Genomic DNA, 23,584 nt, shown 5'->3' on the forward strand with positions numbered 1-23,584 from the left:
TGCAGACATTATAATCTATAGAAAATGAGGCTAAAATTTTGTGAAAAAAGCCCAGAGAATAATTATATTTGCAAGACTAAAAATTAAGAAATGTCTATATCAGATTTATATTCAAGTGGATTTCGTGAGCGAAATCAAGATCATTTTGCTGCAATTGTTCGTGTAGCAATGAGTAATGGCATAATTTCAGATGATGAAAAAGCCTTTTTAGATAGAATGGCTAGAAATTTAGATATCTCTGAAAATAATTATAAAGAGATTTTAAAAGATTACCAATCGCATCCTGTAAATCCTCCAACAATGTATAACGAACGTTTGGATCGTTTGTACGATTTGTCGCGTATGGTATATGCAGATCATCAGTTAGGACCAAAACAAACGGCTATTTTAGAGCGTTTAGCAATTGGATTAGGATTTTCCCCAGAAAACGTTCCATATGTAGTTCACAAAGCATTAATGTTAGTGAGCAAAGGTGTTGATTTAGATGATTTTAAAGACGAAATCAAAAATATGAATCGTTAATTCAGAACGATTTTTAATATAAAAGTAAAAAAACCGAACTTGAAAGAGTTCGGTTTTTTTATGTGTCATTCTGCACTTGATGCGGAATCTACTACTTTAAATGTTTGTAAATTTTCCTTAATAACGTAGTTTCATCAAATGGTTTTTCAATGATATCATTCATGCCCATTTTTTTGTAACGCTTTTTATCGTCGTCATATAAATTTGCTGTAATTGCTAGTATTGGAATGGTTTTACAGTTTTGTACAGGAAGCGAACGAATCATTTTGGTTAGTTCGTCTCCATTGGTTCCAGGCATGCGAATGTCCATCAAAATTAAATCGTATTCGTTGTGAATTACGCTTTCAATTACATCTTCACCATTGCTAATAATATCTAAAAAGAAGTGTCCTTCTTGCGCTAAAATTTTCAAAACTGCCATTTGTGCCAATTCTGAATCTTCTGCCAATAACACATTGTATTTCTTTTTTGATAAAGAGTTTTTATGTTCAATGTCCAATTTGTCTTCTAACGAAGTATTTTCTTGATTGATAGGATATTTGAAATTGATGTTTATTTTGAACGTCGAACCAATACCTTCTTCACTTTCTACAACAATTTTTCCATCCATCAACGCTACCAATCCTTTTACAATGGACAATCCAAGTCCAGTTCCTGAATATTTTTGAGTATTGTTGAGTTGTGTAAAACTGTTGAAAATCAACGCTAGTTTTTCAGTAGGAATTCCTATTCCTGTATCTTTTACACTAACATTTAAGTTTACTTTTCGCGCTCTTCGTTGATTTTCTTTAACTGTAAAAGTAACTTTTCCTGTGGTTGTGAATTTAAACGCGTTTTCTAATAAGTTTTCAAAAACCTGTTTAATGCGTGTTTTATCACCTTCAAAATAACGTGGAATTTTTTCGTCGAAATCTACTTCAAATTCAATATTCTTTTGCCTTGCTTTTACGCTATATGTAAATTCTAGCATTTCAACAAGTTCATGAAAGTTGAATAATTCTTCTTCAATTGTGAGTTTTCCAACTTCAATTTTAGACATTTCTAAGATGTCTCCAATCATATTTCTTAAATGATCTCCAGAAGATTTTATTACTTCTACATAATCTTGTTGTTCGGTGGATAGATCTGTTTTTTGTAATACAGAACAAAATGCAGTAACACCAGTTAATGGATTGCGCAATTCATGACTAAAGTTAGCAATAAATGTATTTTTGAAATCTTCTTTTTCTTTGAGATATTTATTTTGAAGCTCTAAAACTTGTGAGTTGATCACAGATTCGTTTCTACTTTGTGCAACTTCTTGATAGTATTGATAATGATCAGAAAAATCGTGAATAATGATCAATGTTGGTTGCTTATTGGCAAACGTTTTGAACTCAATATCGCACGTAAATTCTTGTTTGTCTTTATTTTCTAAATGTATACATGTAAATTTAATGTCATTGTCTTCTGCAGTATCAAAAAAGGTAGCAAGTCCTTCAAAAAAAGCACTTAAGTTGCCAATTTCATCTCCTTTTTTAAGGGAAAACAAAACATCATCACTTTCTAATATTTTCCCTTCGGTATCAATAGTTATAAATTGCGTCCTAGGGTGAAAATAGGTTGCTCTGTACGTTTCTAACATAGTAATTATTTCACAAGTTCTTTTGCCAATGTCGTAAATAAGTCATCTACCTTGTCACCTGTTTTTGCGCTCGTAAAAAAGTCAGGCTTCACACCAAAAGTATCTTTATTTTCTTTAAGATATGTTTTGGTAACCAAGTCTGCTTTGTTTCCAACTACTTTCAGTGGTGTATTAGCGTATTGATCTGTTAAATAGGTAATATCGTTTTCTAAATTTTCAAATGTTGCAGGTCGCGTTACATCAAACACATAAATAAAACCATGTGTTCCGAGTAAATACGACGCTCTTGTTTTTTTGATGTCATCATATCCTTCCAAATCCCAAATAATAAGAGAAACGGTTTCGTCAGGTTCAATTTCGACTTCTTTTTTTAAGATATGAACTCCAATAGTTACTTTATAATCGGTTGTAAACGTATTTTCAACAAATTGTCGAATTAACGAAGACTTTCCAACACCAAAGTGACCGAGTAAAATTATTTTTTTAGAGGCTTTCATTCGTACTAAAGTAGAATTCTAATTCGTTAGTAATATCTTTTTCCTTGATTTCACTTAAATCATCAAATAAATTAAGGAAATTATCTGTAAAATTAAAGATTATATCTTGGATTTTGTTCTTAAAGGTAAGATTATATTCTCCAGAAATGGCAACAGCAACGTAAAAAGATACAAAGCTCTGAATATGAATGTGATACAATTCGTACTCGATGAGTTCTAAATTTTGACTTTTTTCATTAAAAGCATCTTCTACGAAACTTTTAATTGCGGTCAACATTCCAGAAATCATGTCCTTATCAATAGTTTCTGTTTTTGCATATTGACCAATGAGCATGCCTGAATTTTTTTCAATAACTAATACTTGCTCAACTTGTGAAATTGCCGATAATTCGCTGAGTAATAGTTCTTCTTCTTTAACACCACCAAACCACGATCTGAATTTTCGTTTCCAACTATTTGCCGAGAAACTATCTTCCAATTGCGTGTTAATACGTTCAGTAAGCAAGCTAATTTCTTGTGAAATATACTTCTTAATCATTTTACCCATAATTGGATACAATGCTTCTACAACTTGATCTTTGGAGTTTTTAATTTGTTCAGCAAGCGTTTTCGTAATTGTTGGCCCAAGTGTTTTAGGAATCTGTTTGGTAAACTCCTCAAGCTTGTCGTCAATAATAGGATTTACTTTTTTGGAAAGCTTTTGTTGCTCATTTATAAGTTCTTCGAGCAGCTTAATTTTAGCATGTATTGATTCCGTATACACACGATCATCCGTGAGTAATAAATCTTTTAAAATCGATAGTTTATCGTCTTCCGTCATAAATACACACTAAGATTTATGTTGGACTTTATTCTTTTCCTATTTTTTCGCCAAGGCTTACTAATAATTGTCCTAATTGTCTGCGGTCTACTTTCTTTTCGTCCATATCATCCAATTTATTTTCAATATTAGATTCCAATTCTGTAATGCGAATATTTAAGTCAGTACTAAGATTGTCAATATTCTGAATTAATTCTGAACGCACTTCTTCAATAAGATTTTCTAATGCTTTCTTTTTGGCAAGAATATCATTTTTGATAGTATCAAACTCAGAATTATAAGCTTGAATATTTTCTCCAAAAATTAAATTTTTGATTGCTTCAATCTTAGTTGATGGATCTACAAAACCAGGATTTCCCTGATCAGCATCTGTGGTATTTTTACCTTTTGTCGCCATTTAGAAGTATTTTATTGTGCTAGGGTTATACACAAAAGTAATAATTTTTGTGAAAGTTAATACTTTTCCTATGAGTTCTTCATAAACTCCTTGGCTTTTTCTACCATTTTACGACTTCCTGTAAAAATTGCAACACGCTGGTGTAACTCTGTTGGTTTTATATCTAAAATACGTTGAAAGCCGTCTGTAGCCAATCCGTTTGCCTGTTCAGCTAAGTATGCCATTGGATTACATTCGTATAATAAACGTAGTTTTCCGCTTGGCGCTTTGGAAGTTTGCGGATAAATATAAATTCCGCCTTTTATCAAATTTCTATGGAAATCAGATACCAATGAACCTATATAACGAGAAGTATAAGGTCTGTCGCCTTCTTCTTCCTGACAATATTTTATATAATTTTTTACACCTAATGGAAAATGCGCATAATTTCCTTCATTAATAGAGTAAATGTTTCCAGTTTCTGGGAATTTCATATTCGGATGCGATAAATAAAAAGTTCCAATTGCTGGATTTAGTGTAAAACCATTTACGCCATGTCCAGTAGAATATACCAACATCGTAGACGTTCCGTAAATTACATAACCAGCCGCTACTTGTTTGTTTCCTTCTTGAAGAAAATCTTCTATTTTTACTGGTGTTCCAACAGGTGTAACTCTTCTGTAAATAGAAAAAATAGTTCCTACAGAAACATTCACATCAATATTAGAAGAACCATCTAATGGATCCATCAAAACAACATATTTATTCTGATTGTTTTCGTCTAAACTATTGATGGCAATAAATTCATCATTTTCTTCAGAGCCAATTCCGCAGACAATATTTCTATTAATCAATGTCTGAATAAACTTGTCATTAGCATAAACATCAAGTTTTTGCTGATCTTCACCTTGAATATTCGTTTCGCCAGCCGCACCAATAATATCAACTAAGCCAGCTTTATTTACTTCGTGGTTTACAACTTTTGCCGCCAGTCGGATAGAATTTATCAATCTAGAAAGTTCTCCTGAAGAATACTTAAACTCTTCTTGATTCTCAATAATAAATTCTCCTAACGTTTGATTTTTTTTAGCCATTTTATCTACTTTGTTTCTCAGATCACAAATATCGATAATTTTGTATAACTATAACGTTTTCGTAGAAATTATAATTTTTGCCTTGCTATCTTTGTACAAACATTTCAAAAATTATGAACTATACAATCCGAAAAGCCGTTGAAGCGGATGTTGCAAATATCTTTGGTTTAATTGAAGAACTTGCCATTTTTGAAAAAGAAGCCGATGCCGTAATCATTACACCAGAAGATTTGCGAAAAGACGGTTTTGGAGCTTCACCAAAGTTTCACTGTTTTGTAGCGGAAACGCCAGAAGATGTCTTAGGAATCGCATTGGTATACATGCGCTATTCAACTTGGAAAGGAGAAGTATTGCATTTAGAAGATTTAATCGTAAGCGAAAAAGCACGTGGAAAAGGAATTGGTGGAAAACTACTAACGGAAGTTATCAAATTTGGAAACAGTTTAGGGGTCAAACGAATTGGTTGGGAAGTGTTAGATTGGAATACGCCAGCGATTGAATTTTACGAACATATTGGTGCTGATGTAAAACGCGATTGGCATGTAGTGCAACTTGATGAAGAAGGAATTGAGCGTTATTTAGCTAACAAGGAATTATAAATTTTGAATGCTGAATTTTAAATTAGTACAAAATCAACAATCGTACATCTAAATCGTCACTTTGAGTGATTTTCGACAGAAAATTGTATCGAGAAGTTGTATGAAAACAAATAGACTAAAAAACAGATTCCTGCCTGCGCAGGAATACAAAATAAATTTTGTAATGAGAATATTCAAATTTGGTGGTGCATCCGTAAAAGATGCAAACGGCGTTAAAAATCTTGTAAAAGTATTGCAAGAAGTTGGATACAATGATACACTTATTGTGGTTTCTGCTATGGGGAAAACTACAAACGCAATTGAAGTTGTCATTAAAAACTACTTTGAAAAAAGTAATGAATTGCAAGCTTCCATTCAAGAAATTGCAAAATACCACAATGAAATTCTATTAGAATTATTTCCAAACGAAAACCATCAAATCTATGGAAAAGTCAAGCGGTTTTTTGAAGAAATGCAAGGATTTTTAGGAAGAAATAAATCGCCAGATTACAATTATGTGTACGATCAATTGGTATCTTTTGGTGAATTAATCTCAACCACAATTATAAGCGCGTATTTAAATAGTATTTCTATAGAAAACACGTGGTTAGATGTTCGCGAAATGATCAAAACTGATACAAATTACCGTGATGCAAAAGTGCATTGGGACATAACACAGGAAAATATCAAACAAAAAGTAAATATTGGAAAGCTCAATATTTCGCAAGGTTTTATAGGAAGTGATGCTAACAACTTTACGACAACATTAGGACGAGAAGGTTCCGATTATACGGCGGCAATTTTTGCATACTGTTTAAATGCTGAAAATGTAACCATTTGGAAAGATGTTCCAGGTGTTTTAAATGGCGATCCACGCTATTTTGAAAACACACAACTATTACACAATATCTCTTACAGAGAAGCAATTGAGTTAGCGTTTTATGGCGCATCTGTCATTCACCCAAAAACATTACAACCATTACAGCGCAAAGAAATTCCGTTGTATGTAAAATCGTTTTTAAATCCAAAAGGTGATGGAACTGCAGTAACAAAAGGTGTCGGAATTAAACCAAATATTCCATGTTTTATTGTAAAAAAGAAGCAAGTATTAATTTCACTTTCTTCCTTAGATTTTTCATTCATTGTAGAGGAAAACATCAGTGAAATTTTTAAGCTATTGAGTGATTGTAAAATGAAAGTTGATGTCATTCAAAACTCAGCAATTAGTTTTTCGGTGTGTGTAGATAATAAATTCAATACCTTAGAAAAATTACTCAATACCTTACGTTCAAAATTCAAAGTAACTCATTATGAAAACGTGTCTTTATACACCATAAGACACTTTACGGAAGCAGCTATCAAAGGTTTGCAAAAAGATAAAGAAATTCTATTAGAACAGCGTGCAGAACAAACGATTCAGCTAGTTGTGAAATAAATCATACAAATTAAGGTTGTTTTCCTATATTTGTAATTCGCCTTAAAGTAAATATATGGGATTGGTAACTGCAAAAGAAGTTGCAAAAGCGATCAAATTAGATAAATACGGTTTTATTGGAACCTTCGTAGGTTGGATTCTGATGAAGGTATTACGCATATCTAATTTGAATAAAATTTACGATAAACATAAGCATCTGAACGACTTAGAGTTTTTAAATGCTTTGTTAGATGAATTTCAGATTAAGTTTGAAATTCCTGAGGAAGATTTAAAACGGCTGCCTAAAGACGGCGCATATGTTACAATTTCCAATCATCCATTGGGTGGAATTGACGGAATTCTGTTGCTAAAACTCATGATTGAGCAACGACCCGATTATAAAATCATTGCAAATTTCTTACTACACCGTATTGATCCGTTGAAACCTTACGTAATGCCAGTAAATCCTTTTGAAGAACACAAAGGAGCAAAATCGAGTTTGGCAGGTTTCAAACAATCCATTATGCATTTGCGTGAAGGAAAACCATTAGGTGTTTTTCCAGCAGGAGAAGTTTCAACCTATAAAGATGGACGATTAATTGTTGATAAACCTTGGGAAGAATCCGCAATGAAATTGATTCAAAAAGCAAAAGTTCCCGTTGTTCCAATTTATTTTCATGCAAAAAACAGTCGTATATTTTACAGACTTTCCAGAATAAGCGACACTTTCCGAACAGCAAAATTGCCTTCTGAATTACTCACACAAAAAAATAGAGTCATCAAAGTTCGTATAGGAAAGCCAATTACAGTAAAAGCGCAAGACGAATATACAGACTTAACAGATTTCACGGAATTTTTACGTAAAAAAACATACATGTTGTCCAATACGTACGAAAAGGAAAACTTGCTAAGCAAAGTGCTAACGTCGTTAAAAATGCCCAAAATACCGAAAGCGCCAAAAGAAATAATTACACCAATTTCTGCAGAAGTTATTCAGGAAGAAGTAGAAAGCTTGTCAAAAAATCATCACTTATTAACAAGTAAAAATTATCAAGTATTTCTAGCGGAAGCTTCCGAAATTCCAAACCTATTGCGTGAAATTGGACGACTTCGCGAAATTACATTTAGAGAAATTGGAGAAGGAACAAATCAAGCAATTGACTTGGATAAATTTGACTATTACTATCACCATATGTTTTTATGGGATAACGATGCAAAACGATTAGTTGGCGCCTACCGAATGGGCTTAGGAAGTCAAATTTATGCAAACTTTGGAATTGATGGTTTCTACTTGCAAGACTTATTTCGCTTTGAGCCAGAATTGCACAAAATGATGAGTGAATCCATTGAAATGGGAAGAGCATTCATCATTAAAGAATATCAGCAAAAACCAATGCCACTATTCTTGCTTTGGAAAGGAATCGTACACACAACATTGCGTTATCCAGAACACAAATACCTAATTGGAGGTGTAAGTATCAGTAATCAATTTTCAAACTTCTCAAAGTCACTGATGATTGAATTCATGAAATCGCACTATTACGATCCATACATTGCACAATACATTCATCCTAAAAAAGAATTTAAAGTAAAGCTGAAAGATGCTGATAAAGACTTTATTTTTGACGAAACTGCAGCCGATTTAGTAAAGTTTGACAGAATTATCGACGAACTTGAACCAGGAAGTTTGCGTTTGCCAGTACTTATAAAAAAGTACGTAAAACAAAACGCAAAAGTAATCGCTTTCAATGTAGATCCATTATTCAATAATGCAGTTGATGGACTAATGTATATTCGTATTGCTGATCTTCCAGAAAGTACGGTAAAACCTGTTATGGAAGAATTTCAAGCAGAACTAGAACGCAGACTCAATGATAATGAAGAAGAAGAATAGAGTTTTTCAATTTTATATTCATTTGATTAAAATATTAAAATATAAAGAGTAATGTTTCTTTTTCCGAAGTACAGTAATGATTTTTCGTTAAAAATTTTTGAAGCCTTGGAGAAATGTAAATTCATGAATACCTTGATTTAAAGATATAAATGGATGAACTAAAAATTCCCTTTCTTTTGTGAAGCCTGTGCTGAACTTGATTCAGTATTCTTTGGGAAAGCAAAGAAAAAGAAAAACTAAAAATAAGATACATGAAAATAATATCATACAATGTAAACGGAATTCGTGCTGCCATCAAAAAAGGATTCCTAGAATGGCTACAACAAGCAAACCCAGATGTAATCTGTATTCAAGAAACGAAAGCACAAAAAGAACAACTCAACTTAGAAGCTTTTGCAGAAGCAGGATACAAATATAACTATTGGTATAGCGCACAAAAGAAAGGCTATAGCGGTGTTGCAATTCTCTGTAAACAAGAACCAAATCATGTGGAATACGGAACAGGAATTGAAACCATGGATTTTGAAGGAAGAAATTTGCGTGTCGATTATGACAATATCTCCATCATGAGCATGTACTTGCCATCAGGAACCAACGATGCACGACTAGGTTTCAAGTTTCAATACATGGACGAAATCAAGGAATACCTAACAAATCTTCGAAAAGAAATTCCAAATTTAGTCGTTTGTGGCGATTACAACATCTGCCATGAAGCAATAGACATTCACAACCCGAAAATGAAAGGTGTTTCAGGATTTTTACCAGAAGAACGCGCTTGGATTGGAAGTTTTATCGATAGCGGATTCATTGATTCATTCCGTCATTTAAACAAAGAACCACACCATTATAGTTGGTGGAGTTACCGTGCAAATGCGCGAAACAACAACAAAGGTTGGCGAATTGACTACAACATGGTCAGTGAACCATTAAAAGAAAACATTACAAGAGCAACTATTTTACCCGAAGCCAAACATTCAGACCATTGCCCAATTTTAGTCGAAATAGACGCTTAACCTGTCATTCCTGTGTGGTCACTGAGTTTATCGAAGTGAAGTCAGGAATCTATCAGAAGTTATTAGTTCAAAGTTTAACATACTGATTAGGGCATTTCCTCCGACAAAAACGGAGGTCAGGCTTTCACTACTCGCTTTTTGAAAACTGTCATTCCTGCGTAGGCAGGAATCCACCTTTCAAAAGAGCTCAAACAAACCGTTCTATCCTTAATGCAACATCAAACACACTAAGGGAAATAAAAAACCGAAAAAGAATTTAAAAATGAAATACACAACATTACAAAATACAGATATAAAAGTCAGCAAAATTTGCCTAGGAACGATGACTTGGGGAAATCAAAACACAGAAGCCGAAGGTCATGCGCAAATGGATTTTGCGTTTGACAAAGGTGTTAACTTTTTTGATACTGCCGAATTATATCCTGTGCCAGCAACTGCTGAAACCTATGCCGAAACAGAACGTATTATCGGAACTTGGTTCAAAAAAACAGGAAACCGTGACAAAATAGTTTTAGGATCTAAAATTGCAGGTCCAGGAGATTATACAGCACACATTAGAACAAATGGTTTTAAGCCAGAAGCCATTAAAGATGCGATTGAAAATAGCTTAAAACGTTTGCAAACGGATTACCTAGATTTGTATCAATTGCATTGGCCAGAACGACAAGCAAATTTCTTTGGGCAACGTGATTATGTTCACAATCCAAATGATCCTTGGCAAGATAACTTTAATGAAAGTTTACACACGTTAGATGAGTTGATCAAAGAAGGTAAAATTCGTCAAGTTGGAATCTCAAACGAAACATCTTGGGGAACAATGCGTTACCTAGAAGAATCTAAAAAAGGATTGCCGCGTATGGTTACCATTCAAAATGCGTACTCTTTATTGTGTAGAAGTTTTGAATCTAGTTTGGCAGAAGTTGCCATGCGTGAAAACATAGGTTTATTAGCGTATTCACCACTTGGTTTTGGTGTTCTTTCAGGAAAATACTTAGGTGGAAAAATGCCAGAAAAAGCACGGTTAACTTTATTTCCACGATTTGCACGTTACAGTGGAGAAGAAGCAACAAAAGCAACGGAAAAATATGCAGCGCTTGCTAAAAAGCATAATTTAAGTTTGCCGCAAATGGCATTGGCGTTTGTGAATCAACGACCATTTTTAACAAGTAATATTATTGGTGCAACAAATCTTCAACAATTAGAAGAAAATATCGGAAGCATCAATGTAGAGTTATCAGAAGAAATTATAAACGAAATTAACGCGATTCATAATAGTATTCCGAATCCAGCACCTTAAAAGAGATCGCTTCGCTGTTGGATCGCTTCGCTGTTGGATCGCTTGGCTTTGGTTCTTAAAAATCTTATCAGTCGTCAAGGAGTGAAATTCTGGAAAAATTTTGTGTCGAGAACACTTTAGAGTTATGATGTTATTTCTACGAAGGCAGAAACCCATAGTGCTTAAAAAAATAGATTCCATATCATCAAGTACGGAATTACAACTAAAAAAGGGAATAGACATCACGTCATATTCCCTTTCTTGGTTTTTTAGGTAATCTTACAGATAATTAACTCTGCATTATACTCGAATATTGTTTATTAAGAATATTTTAAGGGTTATTTTCGATAAAATGTCGATTTTAATAGGCAATATTGATTTTTTTCTATTAGAATAAATGCGAAACTAAATCTTCAATTTTAGAAACTAATACGATCTCAATTTTTGTGTTTTTAAGTGATATTTTATTATGCTTTGATGTAAAAAAGCGGGTAAATCCTAGTTTTTCAGCTTCTAAAATTCGTTGATCAATTCTGTTTATTGGTCTAATTTCACCTGCCAGGCCAATTTCTGCCGCAAAACAATTTGTCTTTGAAATTTCTTCATCTTCATTACTTGATAAAATTGCCGCAATAACCGCCAAATCAATGGCAGTATCATCAATACTGATTCCGCCAGTAATATTTAAGAAAACATCTTTTGCCGCCAATTTGAAGCCAGCACGTTTTTCTAACACAGCTAACAACATGTTTAAGCGTTTTGCATTATACCCAGTTGTGCTTCGTTGTGGCGTTCCGTAAACTGCGGTGCTTACCAATGCTTGAATTTCTATCATTAATGGTCGTGCGCCTTCTAATGTTGCCGCAATGGCTGTTCCGCTGAGTTCGTCTGCGTTTTTAGAAATTAGAATTTCGGACGGATTGCTAACTTCGCGTAAGCCATCAGATAGCATTTCATAAATTCCTAATTCGGATGTTGAACCGAAACGATTTTTTAACGAACGTAAAATACGATATACATGATTTCGATCGCCTTCAAACTGTAAAACCGTATCAACCATGTGTTCCAAAATTTTTGGACCGGCAATGTTTCCGTCTTTTGTTATATGCCCAATTAGTAATACTGGCGTTCCGCTTTCTTTGGCAAATTTGATCAATTCGGTAGTACATTCTCTAATTTGAGAAATACTTCCTGCGGACGATTCTATATAATCAGAATGCAAAGTTTGAATGGAATCAATGATGACAATATCTGGTTGAATTTCGCCGATTTGCTTAAATATGTTTTGCGTTTTTGTTTCAGTCAACACAAAACAATTGGAGTTTTTTTGACTGATGCGTTCTGCGCGCATTTTTATTTGTTTCTGACTTTCTTCACCAGAAACATATAGTGTTTTGTAGGGTAATTTTAATGAAATTTGTAGCAACAACGTACTTTTTCCAATACCAGGTTCGCCGCCTAATAGAATAAGTGAACCAGGTACAATTCCGCCACCTAAAACTCTGTCCAATTCTTGATCGGAAGTTGGTAAGCGTTTTTCAGTTGCTGAACTTATTTCATGAATTAGTGTAGGTTTTGAAACACGTGAAACACCTTTTTCTTGCTTTTGCCAATTGGCTTTTACTTCTTTTTGAATGACTTCTTCTACAATCGTATTCCATTGTTTGCACGAAGTACATTGTCCTTGCCATTTTGCGAATTGCGATCCGCAGTTTTGACAGAAAAAGGTTGTTTTTACTTTTGCCATATTACCAACCGAAGTCTTGTTTTAGTTTTTCTGCTTTGTCTAGCATTAAATCTTTTGTGATAAAATCAATCGCATTCATGCTAAAGCCATTTTGATACATGCGCAACGCTTTTTTAGGCTTTCCTTCTTTTTCATGGAATTCTCCCATAAAAAAGTGAAATAATGCAGTATCAGGATATTCTTTTTTGCCAAGTTTGGCTAAAAGTTTTAAATCTTCTAAATTATTTTTCTTGCGTATAGCCGAATAAATCGCCATAAAGTCATTGACAGAAACACGTTTTTCGAAACCAAATAGGTCTTTAATCGTTTCATATTTGTCTGTTAAATATACATATGGAGACGTACTGAGTTTTGAAATGGTTTCCTTGTATTCTTTTACGCTAATTGGGCGATACATAGAAAATATTTGACTCATTGCTCTTGGAATTGCTTGTACGGCTAATGAATTGTGATTTGCTTCTGTAAAATCGTCGAAATAGTAAAAGATGTTGTCTTTTTTTAATTCTTTCAAAGAAGTGTTTAACGCACGAATTCTTTTGCCATTTTTTTTTGTGTCTTCTTCCGCTGTAGCGAGATAGAAAAACTTTTTGGTTTCAAACTCGCTTAAACGTTTTGAAATACGCTCTTCCATTTTTGGAGCAAATGCAGGACTTAGGTTTATGTAAGCATCAAACAACGGAACTTCTTTGAATAAGTAATAGTTGATGAAATTTGCAGTATGATCATGTCCAACAATCATTTTGAAGTTTGCCGTATTGTAATTTTTTTCTATGTATGGAACTAATTCCATGCTGATGAATTCAAAAAACTTGCTTCCTTTTTCAGTTGGCAATCCGCTTGCGTCTTCGTACATGCAATCGCGTTCACGATCTTCTGTTTTGTATTGATTGATTCCAACTACAATAGATTCGGGCATTTCATCCCAATAACTATAAAATCGGGTATTAGCTACAACACTTTCAAAGAGGTAATTCGCGTCAAGCACAACAATAATAGGATATACTTTTTCATCTGAATATCCTGAAGGAATATACAGTTGAATATCTCTAGTTTCATTTAGTTTTTCTGATTTGAATTGTTCAATTTTTGTTTGTGCGTTTGTGTAGCTAACACATACAAATGCAATAAGTAGCAAGATGTACTTTTTCATGTTTAGAAATAGGTTGGTTTGTGATAGCAAGGTAAAGATTATTTTTTGCTATTAAAAATTGGTAAATAAAGAAATGACAATCCACCTAAAACTATGACCATTAGGGTTTGTGAAGCCCACATGATCCAACCAAAAGCTTCACTTGGTGTATCAGGAATGTTGAATAATGAAAACGCTGCCGCAATAGCTAACGGATATGCGCCAATTCCGCCATTGGTAACCGCAATACTGAAGCTTCCGGCAATAAAGGCAATAACAATAGCGCCAATAGGGACATTTCCTTGCAATTCTTCTACGGACAGCATTGTTACGTAAAACATAAAAATATACATTGTCCAAATGAAGATGGTATGAAAAATAAACGCCCATTTGTGCTTCATTTTTAGAATGCTAGTAGCACCTTCATACACGCCAATGATAAAGTTTTTTATTTTTAATGCGATTCCTTTTTTGGCTCTTTTAATAAATATAATAAGCATAATTCCGCCAACAATCATGGCAGAAAGTAATAAGATTATTTTTGTGAGATCGAACTTTTTCATGAGCAAGTCCCAAATGAAATCAAACTGCATAAAAAGTGTTGCAGTGATTACAAAAAGCATTACAATTAAATCAGCAACACGTTCGGCAACAATAGTTCCGAAGCCTTTTTCAAAAGGAACATTTTCGTAGTTTGTAAGTGTTAGTGCGCGCAAAGCTTCTCCTGATCTTGGAATTCCTAAGTTTGCTAAGTAGGCAATAAAAACGGCCATTATGCTATTCGGATATTTGGGTTTGTAGCCCATAGGTTCTAACATGTAACGCCAACGATATGCGCGTGATAAGTGACTTAGTATTCCACAAAAAACACCAAGAGCAACCCAAGTATAATCTGCTTTTTCAAAATGATCGATGAGTTCGTCAAGCGGCGTTTTTGATAGTGAGTACCAAACTAAAAAAACTCCCAAAAAAATTGGAAGTAGTATTTTTACTGTTTTTGATACTGTTTTTTTCAATTATGTGAGTGTGTTGTCAGCTTCATTAGGGAAAACCAATGCGGGTTTAAATTGTTTGGCTTCTTCAATATGCATCATGGCATATGTGATAAGAATAAGTACGTCACCTTTGGCAACTTTTCTTGCGGCGGCACCATTTAAGGTAATTTCTCCGCTTCCTCTTGGTCCTGGAATTGCGTATGTTTCAAGTCGTTCGCCATTGTTATTATTTACAATTTGAACCTTTTCTCCTTGAATAATATTAGCGGCATCCATAAGGTCTTCATCAATGGTAATACTTCCAATGTAATTTAAATCGGCTCCTGTTACTTTTACTCTGTGTATTTTAGATTTTACTACGTGTACTTGCATGGGGCAAAGTTAGTGTTTTTAATGTTTTTAATTCAATGCAATGTTATCTATTAAGCGAATGTTTTCAATAAAAGCGGCAATGAATATGCGATACGTTTCGTTTTTGGATTTTCGTTGTACAGTTTTTAAATTTTTGATATTTGCAATTTCAACATATTCCAAGGTTAATAACGGATGTTTTTCAAATTGTTTATGAACCCATTCTTTTACTTTGCTTGCACTTTTTGTGCCAAACTTTTCTTTTGCTTCTAAAAGTGTTTTGTAGATAAAAGCACTTTCCGTTTTAGCTTTGTTTGATAAGCGTTGATTTCGAGAACTCATAGCTAAACCTGATGCTTCTCTAAAAATTTCGCAACCAATAACATTGACAGGCAATTTGTATTTGGAAGCTAATTTTTTGACAATCATTAATTGCTGAAAATCTTTTTCTCCAAAATACGCATTGTCAGGTGTTACGATTTCAAAAAAGCGTTTTACAATTGTTCCAACTCCGTCAAAATGCCCTGTTCTAAATTTCCCTTCCATTTCAAATTCGAGTCCGTCAAAACTAAATTTTTCCGAATTTACATCAGAATTATAGATATCTTCCACACTTGGAGCATATACAAACACATTATTTCCTAAAGTTTTTAAAAGTTCAACATCGGCGTTTAATGTTCGCGGATATTTTTGTAAATCGCTACTGTTGTCAAACTGAGTTGGATTTACAAATATACTTACGAAAACGACGTCATTGTCAGTCATAGCATTCGATACGAGCGATAAGTGTCCTTCGTGAAGTGCGCCCATTGTGGGAACAAAACCAATTTTTTTTCCTTCAGACTTTAGTCCTTCAATAAATGGTTTTAAGGTATTTTGAGTGTAGTATATAGTCATTTTACAAAAAATTAACAGCTTGCAAATTTAATATATTACTGTTAATCTGCATAATTTTTGTAATTTTGCATGTTTTACGCTTAATTATAAAAGGAAAAGGATTTTATGAATAATAAAAGAGTCTTATACGTTTCATCTGAGGTAGTACCATATTTGCCAGAAACAGAAATTTCGTCAATGTCGTTTGAAGCACCAAAAATGGTAAACAGTAAAGGTGGGCAAATTAGGATATTTATGCCACGATTTGGGAATATCAATGAAAGAAGACATCAATTACATGAAGTGATTCGCTTATCAGGGATGAACTTAGTAATTAATGACATGGATATGCCACTAATTATAAAAGTAGCTTCTATTCCAAAAGAGAGAATTCAGGTTTACTTTATTGATAACGAAGAATACTTCAAGCGTAAAGCTACATTTACAGATGAAGAAGGGAACTTATTTCCAGATAATGATGAACGCGCCATTTTCTTTGCAAAAGGTGTTATTGAAACTGTAAAAAAATTAAATTGGGCACCAGATATTATCCACGTTCATGGTTGGATGGCTTCTTTATTGCCTTTATATTTAAGAAAATATTATAAAGATGAACCGTTGTTTACAGATAGTAAAATTGTAACTTCGGTCTATAAACAAGAATTTGATGGAACTTTAGATAAAGAAATGCTAAACAAAATCAAGTTTGATAATATCGGTGATGGTAATGTGGAAATATTAGCTGAACCAAACTACTCTAACCTTCTTAAAGTTGCTGTGGATCATTCGGATGCCGTGGTAATTGCATCTGAGGAAATTCCTGCTGATGTTCAAGAATATCTCACAGGTCTTGAAAAGCCAGTTCTTGAATATAAAAACAGTGAAGAATTTGCCGATGCATACACAGATTTTTACAATACAAAAGTTTTAAATTTAGGTTAATTAAATTACACTATGAACAAATTGAAGAAGACACTCACAGGTGCCTCAGTAGTATTATTAATACTCGTAGGCTTTATTGCGTGTGACGATGAATTTAGTACAGTTGGAGGCGAGATTATTGAAAACAACAACTTTTCTACAAATCTTTTTGACGAAACAATTTTAACGGTTTCCAACAGACGTATAGCGCCAGTACAAACAAACGGTATGCCTACCTATCAATTAGGTAAAAATACAAATGATATTTATGGCGATGTAATGGCAAGTCTTACACTACAAGCAAATTTAATCACAGGAAATGAAAATCCTGAATTTGGAGAACTATCTCAGGAAGAAGAAGATGAAGATGCTACTGATTTAGATGAAGATGAACAAGTAACAAAAGTATACTTAAATATTCCATACTATAGTACAAGTACCATAGAAAGCGACGGAACTATTACAACGGCCGTTGATTCTATTTATGGAAATAGAGATGAAGCTTTTACTTTTACAGTAAAAGAATTCACATACTTTTTGAGAACTGTAGATGAAAATGGAGATTTGCAAGCGTATTACTCAGATGAAGACTTTTCAAGTTTTACTGGACAAACATTATTTCAAGATGATATTATCATTAATGAAGATGAAATTGAGGTTACTGAAATAGATAATGATACAGGCGAAGAAGTAGTTGTTGAAACATTATCACCAAGAATAAGAGTTGAACTTGATACACAGTTTTTCCAAGAAAGAATTATTAATAATGAAGGAAGTATAAAACTTTCTAACAATAACATATTTAGAGCAGAAGATTTATTTAGAGGATTGCAACTTACTATAGGGCAAGATTCAGACTTATTAATGATGCTCGATTTTCAAAATGCAAACATTGTTATTGAATATCAATATTGGAAGCTTGAAACACAAGGAAATGACGATCCGGATGATGATGATGTAATACTTCAAACAAGTTCTTATGCATTAGGATTATCTTCAGGAAATATCATTAACACTTTTACGCAACTAGAGCCGTTTCCAGATGTGGAAGCGTCAAACGACAATATATTTTTAAAAGGTGGACAAGGTTCAATGGCTGTTATAAATCTTTTTGGAGCCGATACAGACAACAATGGAATTGCTGATCAATTAGAAGAAATTAGAGAAGAAAACTGGATCATCAATGATGCAAATTTGGTGTTTTATATAAATGAAAATGAGCAAGGTGATGAACAAGATCCGCAACGAGTTTATTTATACAATATGGATGATAATATTCCATTGCGAGATTATAGCGTAGATGAAACGGTAAATGCAGTATCTCCAGGACTTTCTAAGGTTATACACGGAGGAATTTTAGAACGTGATGATGATGGTGATGGCGTTCAATACAAAATCAGAATTACAGAACATATCAATAACTTAATCAGAAACGACTCTACCAATGTAACACTTGGATTGGTTTCTTCTTCTGACATTCGTGTCATTACAAATGGACGTGAAAATACTGGAAGTTCTGAACAAGAATTTGTCCCAACAGTATCAAACATGAATCCATTCGGAACGGTGTTATATGGAAATACAGCTGCTTCACCAGCAGATAAACGATTAAGTTTAGAAATATTTTATTCAATCCCAGAAACCAATTAAATATCAATAAGTAAGAAAAAATTATGTGCGGAATTGTAGGTTATATAGGTCATAGAGAAGCGTATCCTGTAGTGTTGAAAGGATTAAAAAGACTTGAATACAGAGGATATGATAGTGCAGGTGTTGCTATTTACGATGGTAAAAATATTAAACTATCCAAAACAAAAGGAAAAGTAGCTGATTTAGAAACTCGTGTACAAGAAGAGATTTCTAATGAAGGTACATTAGCTATTGGACATACACGTTGGGCAACTCACGGAGAACCTAATGATGTAAACTCACATCCACACTATTCTAACTCAGGTGAATTGGTAATTATTCACAATGGAATCATTGAAAACTATGAGCCATTAAAGCAAGAGTTAATAAATAGAGGGTATACATTTCACTCAGATACTGACACTGAAGTATTAGTGAATTTAATTGAAGATGTAAAAAAGAACGAAAATGTAAAACTTGGTAAGGCAGTTCAAGTTGCTTTAAATCAAGTAGTTGGAGCGTATGCAATTGCTGTATTTGACAAGAAAAAGCCAGACGAAATTGTAGTAGCACGTTTAGGGAGTCCGTTAGTAATTGGAGTTGGAAAAGACGAATTCTTCATTGCTTCTGATGCGTCTCCATTTATAGAATACACAAACAATGCTATTTATCTTGAAGATGAGGAAATGGCAATTGTACGAAGAGGTAAAAAAGTAAAAGTGCGTAAAATTAAAGATGATTCTTTAGTTGATCCGTACGTACAAGAATTACAATTAAACTTAGAGCAAATTGAAAAAGGTGGTTACGATCACTTTATGCTAAAAGAAATATACGAGCAGCCAAGAGCAATCTTGGATACGTTTAGAGGAAGAATGTTAGCAAATGACGGCATCATTCGTATGGCTGGAGTTGATGACAACATTGAAAAATTCTTAAACGCAAACAGAATACTAATCGTTGCTTGTGGAACATCATGGCATGCAGGATTAGTAGCTGAATATGTATTTGAAAACCTAACAAGAATTCCTGTTGAGGTTGAATATGCTTCTGAATTTAGATACAGAAACCCAGTAATTACTGAAAATGATGTTGTAATTGCAATTTCTCAATCTGGAGAAACGGCAGATACAATGGCGGCTATAAAGCTTGCAAAAAGTAAAGGAGCCTTTGTATTTGGAGTATGTAACGTAGTTGGATCGTCAATTTCAAGAGAAACACATGCTGGTGCATACACACACGCTGGTCCAGAAATTGGAGTTGCTTCTACAAAAGCTTTCACAACACAAATTACAGTATTAACGTTAATCGCATTAAAACTAGCGCAGAAAAAAGGAACGATTTCTACATCAGAATTTCATCAGTATTTATCTGAAATGGACGCAATTCCTGCAAAAGTTGAAAAAACATTAACATCAGATAGCCATGTAAAAACGATTGCAAACATCTATAAAGATGCTACAAACTTCCTTTACTTGGGAAGAGGATACAACTTCCCTGTAGCGCTAGAAGGTGCATTAAAACTAAAGGAAATTTCATATATCCATGCAGAAGGATATCCAGCGGCAGAAATGAAGCACGGACCTATTGCATTAATTGATGAGCAAATGCCGGTAGTTGTTATTGCAACACGTAAAGGTCACTATGACAAGGTGGTAAGTAACATTCAAGAAATCAAATCTAGAAAAGGAAAAATTATTGCTGTAGTAATGCAAGGCGATAAATCAATAAAGAAAATAGCGGATTACGTTATTGAAATTCCTGAAACACTAGAATTGCTAACGCCTTTATTAACAACAATTCCGCTACAATTATTGTCGTATTATATTGCAGTTATGCGTGAGTGTAATGTAGACCAACCAAGAAACTTGGCAAAATCAGTTACAGTAGAATAAGTTTAAAATAATAACACTTTTTTTACAGATATCTCAAAAAAGTGTATATTGTTCTCATAATAACTAAACCAAAAAGACTTATGAGAACCTTTTTATCAATCTTAGCTATGTTGGTTTGTGTGGGTATGTTCGCACAAACCAGCGTCAGCGGAAAAGTTGTTGATAGCGGTAACCTTCCTATTCCTGGCGTAAATGTTGTCGTAGTAGGAACTTCCACAGGAACAGTTACTGACTTCGATGGTAATTTTAAATTAAGCGTAAACCAACCATTGCCTTTCAAAATTAAAGCAAGTAGTGTTGGGTTTGATACCGCTACAGTAGAAATTACAAAAAACAATCAAGAAGTAACAATTGTTCTTCAAGAAGGAACCGAATTAGACGAAATCGTTTTATCAGCCTCTAGAACACCAGAAAGAATACGGGAATCTCCTGTAACAGTAGAAAGAATGGACGCAAGAGCCATTAAAAACTCTTCTTCTCCAAGTTATTATGATGCCTTAGAAAACTTAAAAGGTGTAGATGTTAATACAAACAGTTTAACGTTCAAATCTGTAAACACTAGAGGTTTTGCTACATTTGCTAATACTCGATTTATGCAATTAGTAGACGGAATGGACAATTCTTCTCCTGCCTTAAACTTTGCTTTAGGAAACTTATTAGGAATGTCTGAGCTAGATGTGCAAACAGTAGAATTACTTCCAGGAGCTTCTTCTGCGTTATACGGAGCAAATGCCTTCAACGGAATAATGTTCATGCGTAGTAAAGATCCATACGAAAAACAAGGACTTAGTTTCTATGCAAAAACAGGAATGACTTCTTCGGAAAATGCAGGTGATAATAATTTTATTGATTTTGGAATAAGAGGTGCATATGCATTTAGTGATAAATTAGCTATAAAAGCATCGTTCTCATTCTTAAATGGTACAGAGTGGTTTGCAACAGATTATACCAACTATGATGCCGCTACAGGTGATGCCATTGCAGGAAACAGACAAACAGACCCAAACTTTAACGGATTAAATATCTATGGAGATGAGGTTTCTACAACACTAAATTTTGATTCATTATCTGGTGCACCAGCAGGAACTTTTGGGTTGTCTGACGTATCAAGAACAGGATACGAAGAACGTGATTTAATGGATTATGATGCAGAGAGTGTAAAAATGGATTTAGCATTGCACTACAAACCTTTTGCTGATGACTTCACAATTATATGGAATTCTAAAGTTGGTAGAGGAAACACAATCTACCAAGGAGCAAACAGATACTCTATCAAGGATTTCTTTATGCAACAACACAAATTAGAAATTCGTAATAATAACTTCTTTATAAGAGGTTATGTAACTGCCGAAAAAGCTGGAAACTCATATGATACACGTTTTGCGGCAATCAATGTAAACAGACGATGGAAATCAGATCAACAATGGTTTACAGAATATGCTACAGGATATTTAGGAGCTATCACAGGAGCAATTCCAGGGGTAACACCAGGAAACCCTGATGCTGCACATGCGTTTGCAAGAGGATTAGCAGATACAGGTCGTTTTGAGCCAGGCACACCAGAATTCCGCGCAGCATTAAATGGAGTAACGGCTGACGGAGATTTACTCACAGGAGCTAAATTTATTGACAACACAAAACTATATCATTCAGATATAAACTATAACTTTTCACACTTAATTGACTTTGCTGACATTCAAGTTGGTGGATCATACCGTGAATATGTATTAAACTCTGAAGGAACCATCTTTACAGATTATGACGGACCAATTAGATATGACGAATATGGTGCATATGTACAAGTTCAGAAAAAATTTATGGAAGATAAAATGAAATTCACAGGATCTATTCGTTATGACAAAGCACAAAACTTTGACGGAAACGTTTCTCCAAGATTATCGTTAGTATTCTCTCCAGATGAAGCTAAAAAGCACAACTTTAGAGCGTCTTTCCAAACAGGTTTCCGTAATCCAACAACACAAGATCAATACATTGGTTTAGATGTTGGAAACGCAATCTTAGTAGGTTCGGCTCCTGATAACTTAGATCGTTACACAACACGACCAATTACAAATAACTTCCCAGCAGGATTAGAAGCATTCGGATTGGACAGAACCGTTACACTTTCAGGAAATGATGCATACAACAATTCATTCACACTAGCATCTTTTCAAGCGTTTGGAGCAAGTGCCGCGGCAGGAGCGCCAAATCCAGCATTACTACAACAAGCAAATGTGCAATTTGTAAAGCCAGAACAAGTATCTGCTTTTGAAGTTGGATACCGTGGAATTGTACTTGATAACATTGCAATAGATGTAAGTGCATACTACAACGCATACAAAGATTTCATTGCGAACAGAACAGTAATTGTTCCTAACTACGGTAATGTAAACTTATCTGATGTTACTGATTTAACGCCAGTAGGTGGAGCACCAACGCCAAATGCACTAATTGCGGCAGGTAATGGTGACTTTACGCCTTTCCAGTTATATTCTAACTCAAATGCAGACATCAATTCGTATGGTGTTGCAATTGGTGCAAATACGAAAGTATTTGGCGATTATGATTTTGGTGTAAACTATACGTATGCAAAACTTGATTTTGATCAGGCAAGCGATCCAGATTTTGAAACAAACTTCAACACGCCAGAGCATAAAGTAAAAGCGTCTTTTGGAAACAGAAATCTTTTCAAAAACTTCGGATTCAACATCAACTGGAGATGGAATGATGCTTTCTTATGGGAATCAACATTTGCTGACGGAACAGTATCAGCACGTTCATTAGTTGATTTTCAAATTAACTATCGTTACAAAAAGTCAACGTTCAAATTAGGAGCGGCAAACATTTTAGGGCACGAATACGTAAGTGCGCCAGGAGTTGGAACCATAGGTTCTCAATACTTCATCTCTTGGGTAATTAACTAAATAAAACATACT

General features: G+C 34.1%; 20 protein-coding genes. 10 read left to right on the forward strand and 10 right to left on the reverse strand.

Annotated features, from left to right (window positions below; translation table 11 throughout):
• Positions 1-90 precede the first annotated feature (90 nt).
• A complete protein-coding gene (locus ACQ654_RS16240) occupies positions 91-522 on the forward strand; it encodes a TerB family tellurite resistance protein (RefSeq protein WP_430411397.1) in 432 nt (143 codons plus the stop codon).
• Between the two features lie 91 nt (positions 523-613).
• Here ACQ654_RS16240 and ACQ654_RS16245 read toward each other — a convergent pair whose 3' ends face one another.
• From ACQ654_RS16245 to fbp, 5 genes are all read right to left on the reverse strand, one after another.
• Positions 614-2,146 (reverse strand): ATP-binding response regulator, encoded by a 1,533-nt coding sequence (locus ACQ654_RS16245; RefSeq protein ID WP_430411398.1) that lies wholly within the window; start codon positions 2,144-2,146, stop codon positions 614-616.
• A 5-nt stretch (positions 2,147-2,151) separates the two neighbouring features.
• Positions 2,152-2,643, reverse strand: coding sequence for a Rab family GTPase (locus tag ACQ654_RS16250; protein ID WP_430411399.1), 492 nt, complete (start codon positions 2,641-2,643; stop codon positions 2,152-2,154).
• Positions 2,630-3,463 carry a cell envelope biogenesis protein OmpA gene (locus ACQ654_RS16255; protein ID WP_430411400.1) on the reverse strand — a complete coding sequence of 278 codons (834 nt, stop codon included), beginning with the start codon at positions 3,461-3,463 and terminating at the stop codon, positions 2,630-2,632. The genes ACQ654_RS16250 and ACQ654_RS16255 overlap by 14 nt, the downstream gene beginning before the upstream one ends.
• Positions 3,464-3,491: 28 nt before the next feature.
• Entirely contained in the window at positions 3,492-3,860 is a 369-nt protein-coding gene (locus ACQ654_RS16260; RefSeq protein WP_430411401.1) for a fructose 1,6-bisphosphatase, read from the reverse strand.
• Positions 3,861-3,928: 68 nt separating this feature from the next.
• Positions 3,929-4,933 (reverse strand): class 1 fructose-bisphosphatase, encoded by a 1,005-nt coding sequence (gene fbp / locus ACQ654_RS16265; protein WP_430411402.1) that lies wholly within the window; start codon positions 4,931-4,933, stop codon positions 3,929-3,931.
• 113 nt (positions 4,934-5,046) lie between these two features.
• On the opposite strand from fbp, the gene ACQ654_RS16270 reads away from it, so the two are divergent.
• The 5 genes from ACQ654_RS16270 (at position 5,047) to ACQ654_RS16290 (ending at position 11,129) form a co-directional block, all read left to right on the forward strand.
• Positions 5,047-5,532 (forward strand): N-acetyltransferase family protein, encoded by a 486-nt coding sequence (locus ACQ654_RS16270; RefSeq protein WP_430411403.1) that lies wholly within the window; start codon positions 5,047-5,049, stop codon positions 5,530-5,532.
• Between the two features lie 163 nt (positions 5,533-5,695).
• Entirely contained in the window at positions 5,696-6,946 is a 1,251-nt protein-coding gene (locus ACQ654_RS16275) for an aspartate kinase (protein WP_430411404.1), read from the forward strand.
• A gap of 55 nt (positions 6,947-7,001) precedes the next feature.
• Positions 7,002-8,819 (forward strand): GNAT family N-acyltransferase, encoded by a 1,818-nt coding sequence (locus ACQ654_RS16280; protein WP_430411405.1) that lies wholly within the window; start codon positions 7,002-7,004, stop codon positions 8,817-8,819.
• 251 nt (positions 8,820-9,070) lie between these two features.
• On the forward strand, positions 9,071-9,832 hold the full coding sequence (locus ACQ654_RS16285) for an exodeoxyribonuclease III (protein WP_430411406.1): 762 nt from the start codon (positions 9,071-9,073) through the stop codon (positions 9,830-9,832).
• 262 nt (positions 9,833-10,094) lie between these two features.
• Positions 10,095-11,129, forward strand: coding sequence for an aldo/keto reductase (locus ACQ654_RS16290; RefSeq protein WP_430411407.1), 1,035 nt, complete (start codon positions 10,095-10,097; stop codon positions 11,127-11,129).
• 367 nt (positions 11,130-11,496) lie between these two features.
• Here the strand turns inward: ACQ654_RS16290 and radA are convergent, their stop codons facing one another.
• Genes radA through panC form a run of 5 tightly spaced genes read right to left on the reverse strand, consistent with a single transcriptional unit; the run spans position 11,497 to position 16,227 of the window.
• Positions 11,497-12,855 carry a DNA repair protein RadA gene (radA, locus tag ACQ654_RS16295; protein ID WP_430411408.1) on the reverse strand — a complete coding sequence of 453 codons (1,359 nt, stop codon included), beginning with the start codon at positions 12,853-12,855 and terminating at the stop codon, positions 11,497-11,499.
• Between the two features lies 1 nt (position 12,856).
• Positions 12,857-14,005: an alpha/beta hydrolase gene (locus ACQ654_RS16300; protein ID WP_430411409.1), complete on the reverse strand. Its 1,149-nt coding sequence runs from the start codon at positions 14,003-14,005 to the stop codon at positions 12,857-12,859.
• A 38-nt stretch (positions 14,006-14,043) separates the two neighbouring features.
• On the reverse strand, positions 14,044-15,000 hold the full coding sequence (locus ACQ654_RS16305) for a lysylphosphatidylglycerol synthase transmembrane domain-containing protein (protein WP_430411410.1): 957 nt from the start codon (positions 14,998-15,000) through the stop codon (positions 14,044-14,046).
• Entirely contained in the window at positions 15,001-15,351 is a 351-nt protein-coding gene (gene panD / locus ACQ654_RS16310) for an aspartate 1-decarboxylase (protein ID WP_430411411.1), read from the reverse strand.
• A 27-nt stretch (positions 15,352-15,378) separates the two neighbouring features.
• The gene (gene panC, locus ACQ654_RS16315; protein ID WP_430411412.1) at positions 15,379-16,227 is read right to left on the reverse strand and encodes a pantoate--beta-alanine ligase; all 849 of its coding nucleotides are present in this window, start codon (positions 16,225-16,227) and stop codon (positions 15,379-15,381) included.
• Between the two features lie 105 nt (positions 16,228-16,332).
• Between panC and ACQ654_RS16320 the strand changes: the two genes are divergently transcribed.
• The 4 genes from ACQ654_RS16320 to ACQ654_RS16335 all read left to right on the forward strand — a co-directional run bounded on the left by ACQ654_RS16320 (position 16,333) and on the right by ACQ654_RS16335 (position 23,572).
• Positions 16,333-17,148: a glycogen/starch synthase gene (locus tag ACQ654_RS16320; protein ID WP_430411413.1), complete on the forward strand. Its 816-nt coding sequence runs from the start codon at positions 16,333-16,335 to the stop codon at positions 17,146-17,148.
• 12 nt (positions 17,149-17,160) lie between these two features.
• On the forward strand, positions 17,161-18,777 hold the full coding sequence (locus tag ACQ654_RS16325) for a DUF4270 domain-containing protein (protein WP_430411414.1): 1,617 nt from the start codon (positions 17,161-17,163) through the stop codon (positions 18,775-18,777).
• 23 nt (positions 18,778-18,800) lie between these two features.
• On the forward strand, positions 18,801-20,648 hold the full coding sequence (glmS, locus tag ACQ654_RS16330; RefSeq protein ID WP_430411415.1) for a glutamine--fructose-6-phosphate transaminase (isomerizing): 1,848 nt from the start codon (positions 18,801-18,803) through the stop codon (positions 20,646-20,648).
• A gap of 80 nt (positions 20,649-20,728) precedes the next feature.
• Entirely contained in the window at positions 20,729-23,572 is a 2,844-nt protein-coding gene (locus ACQ654_RS16335) for a TonB-dependent receptor (protein ID WP_430411416.1), read from the forward strand.
• Positions 23,573-23,584 lie beyond the last annotated feature (12 nt).

It is taken from the genome of Kordia sp. (genome assembly GCF_965283645.1).
Classification (GTDB): domain Bacteria; phylum Bacteroidota; class Bacteroidia; order Flavobacteriales; family Flavobacteriaceae; genus Kordia.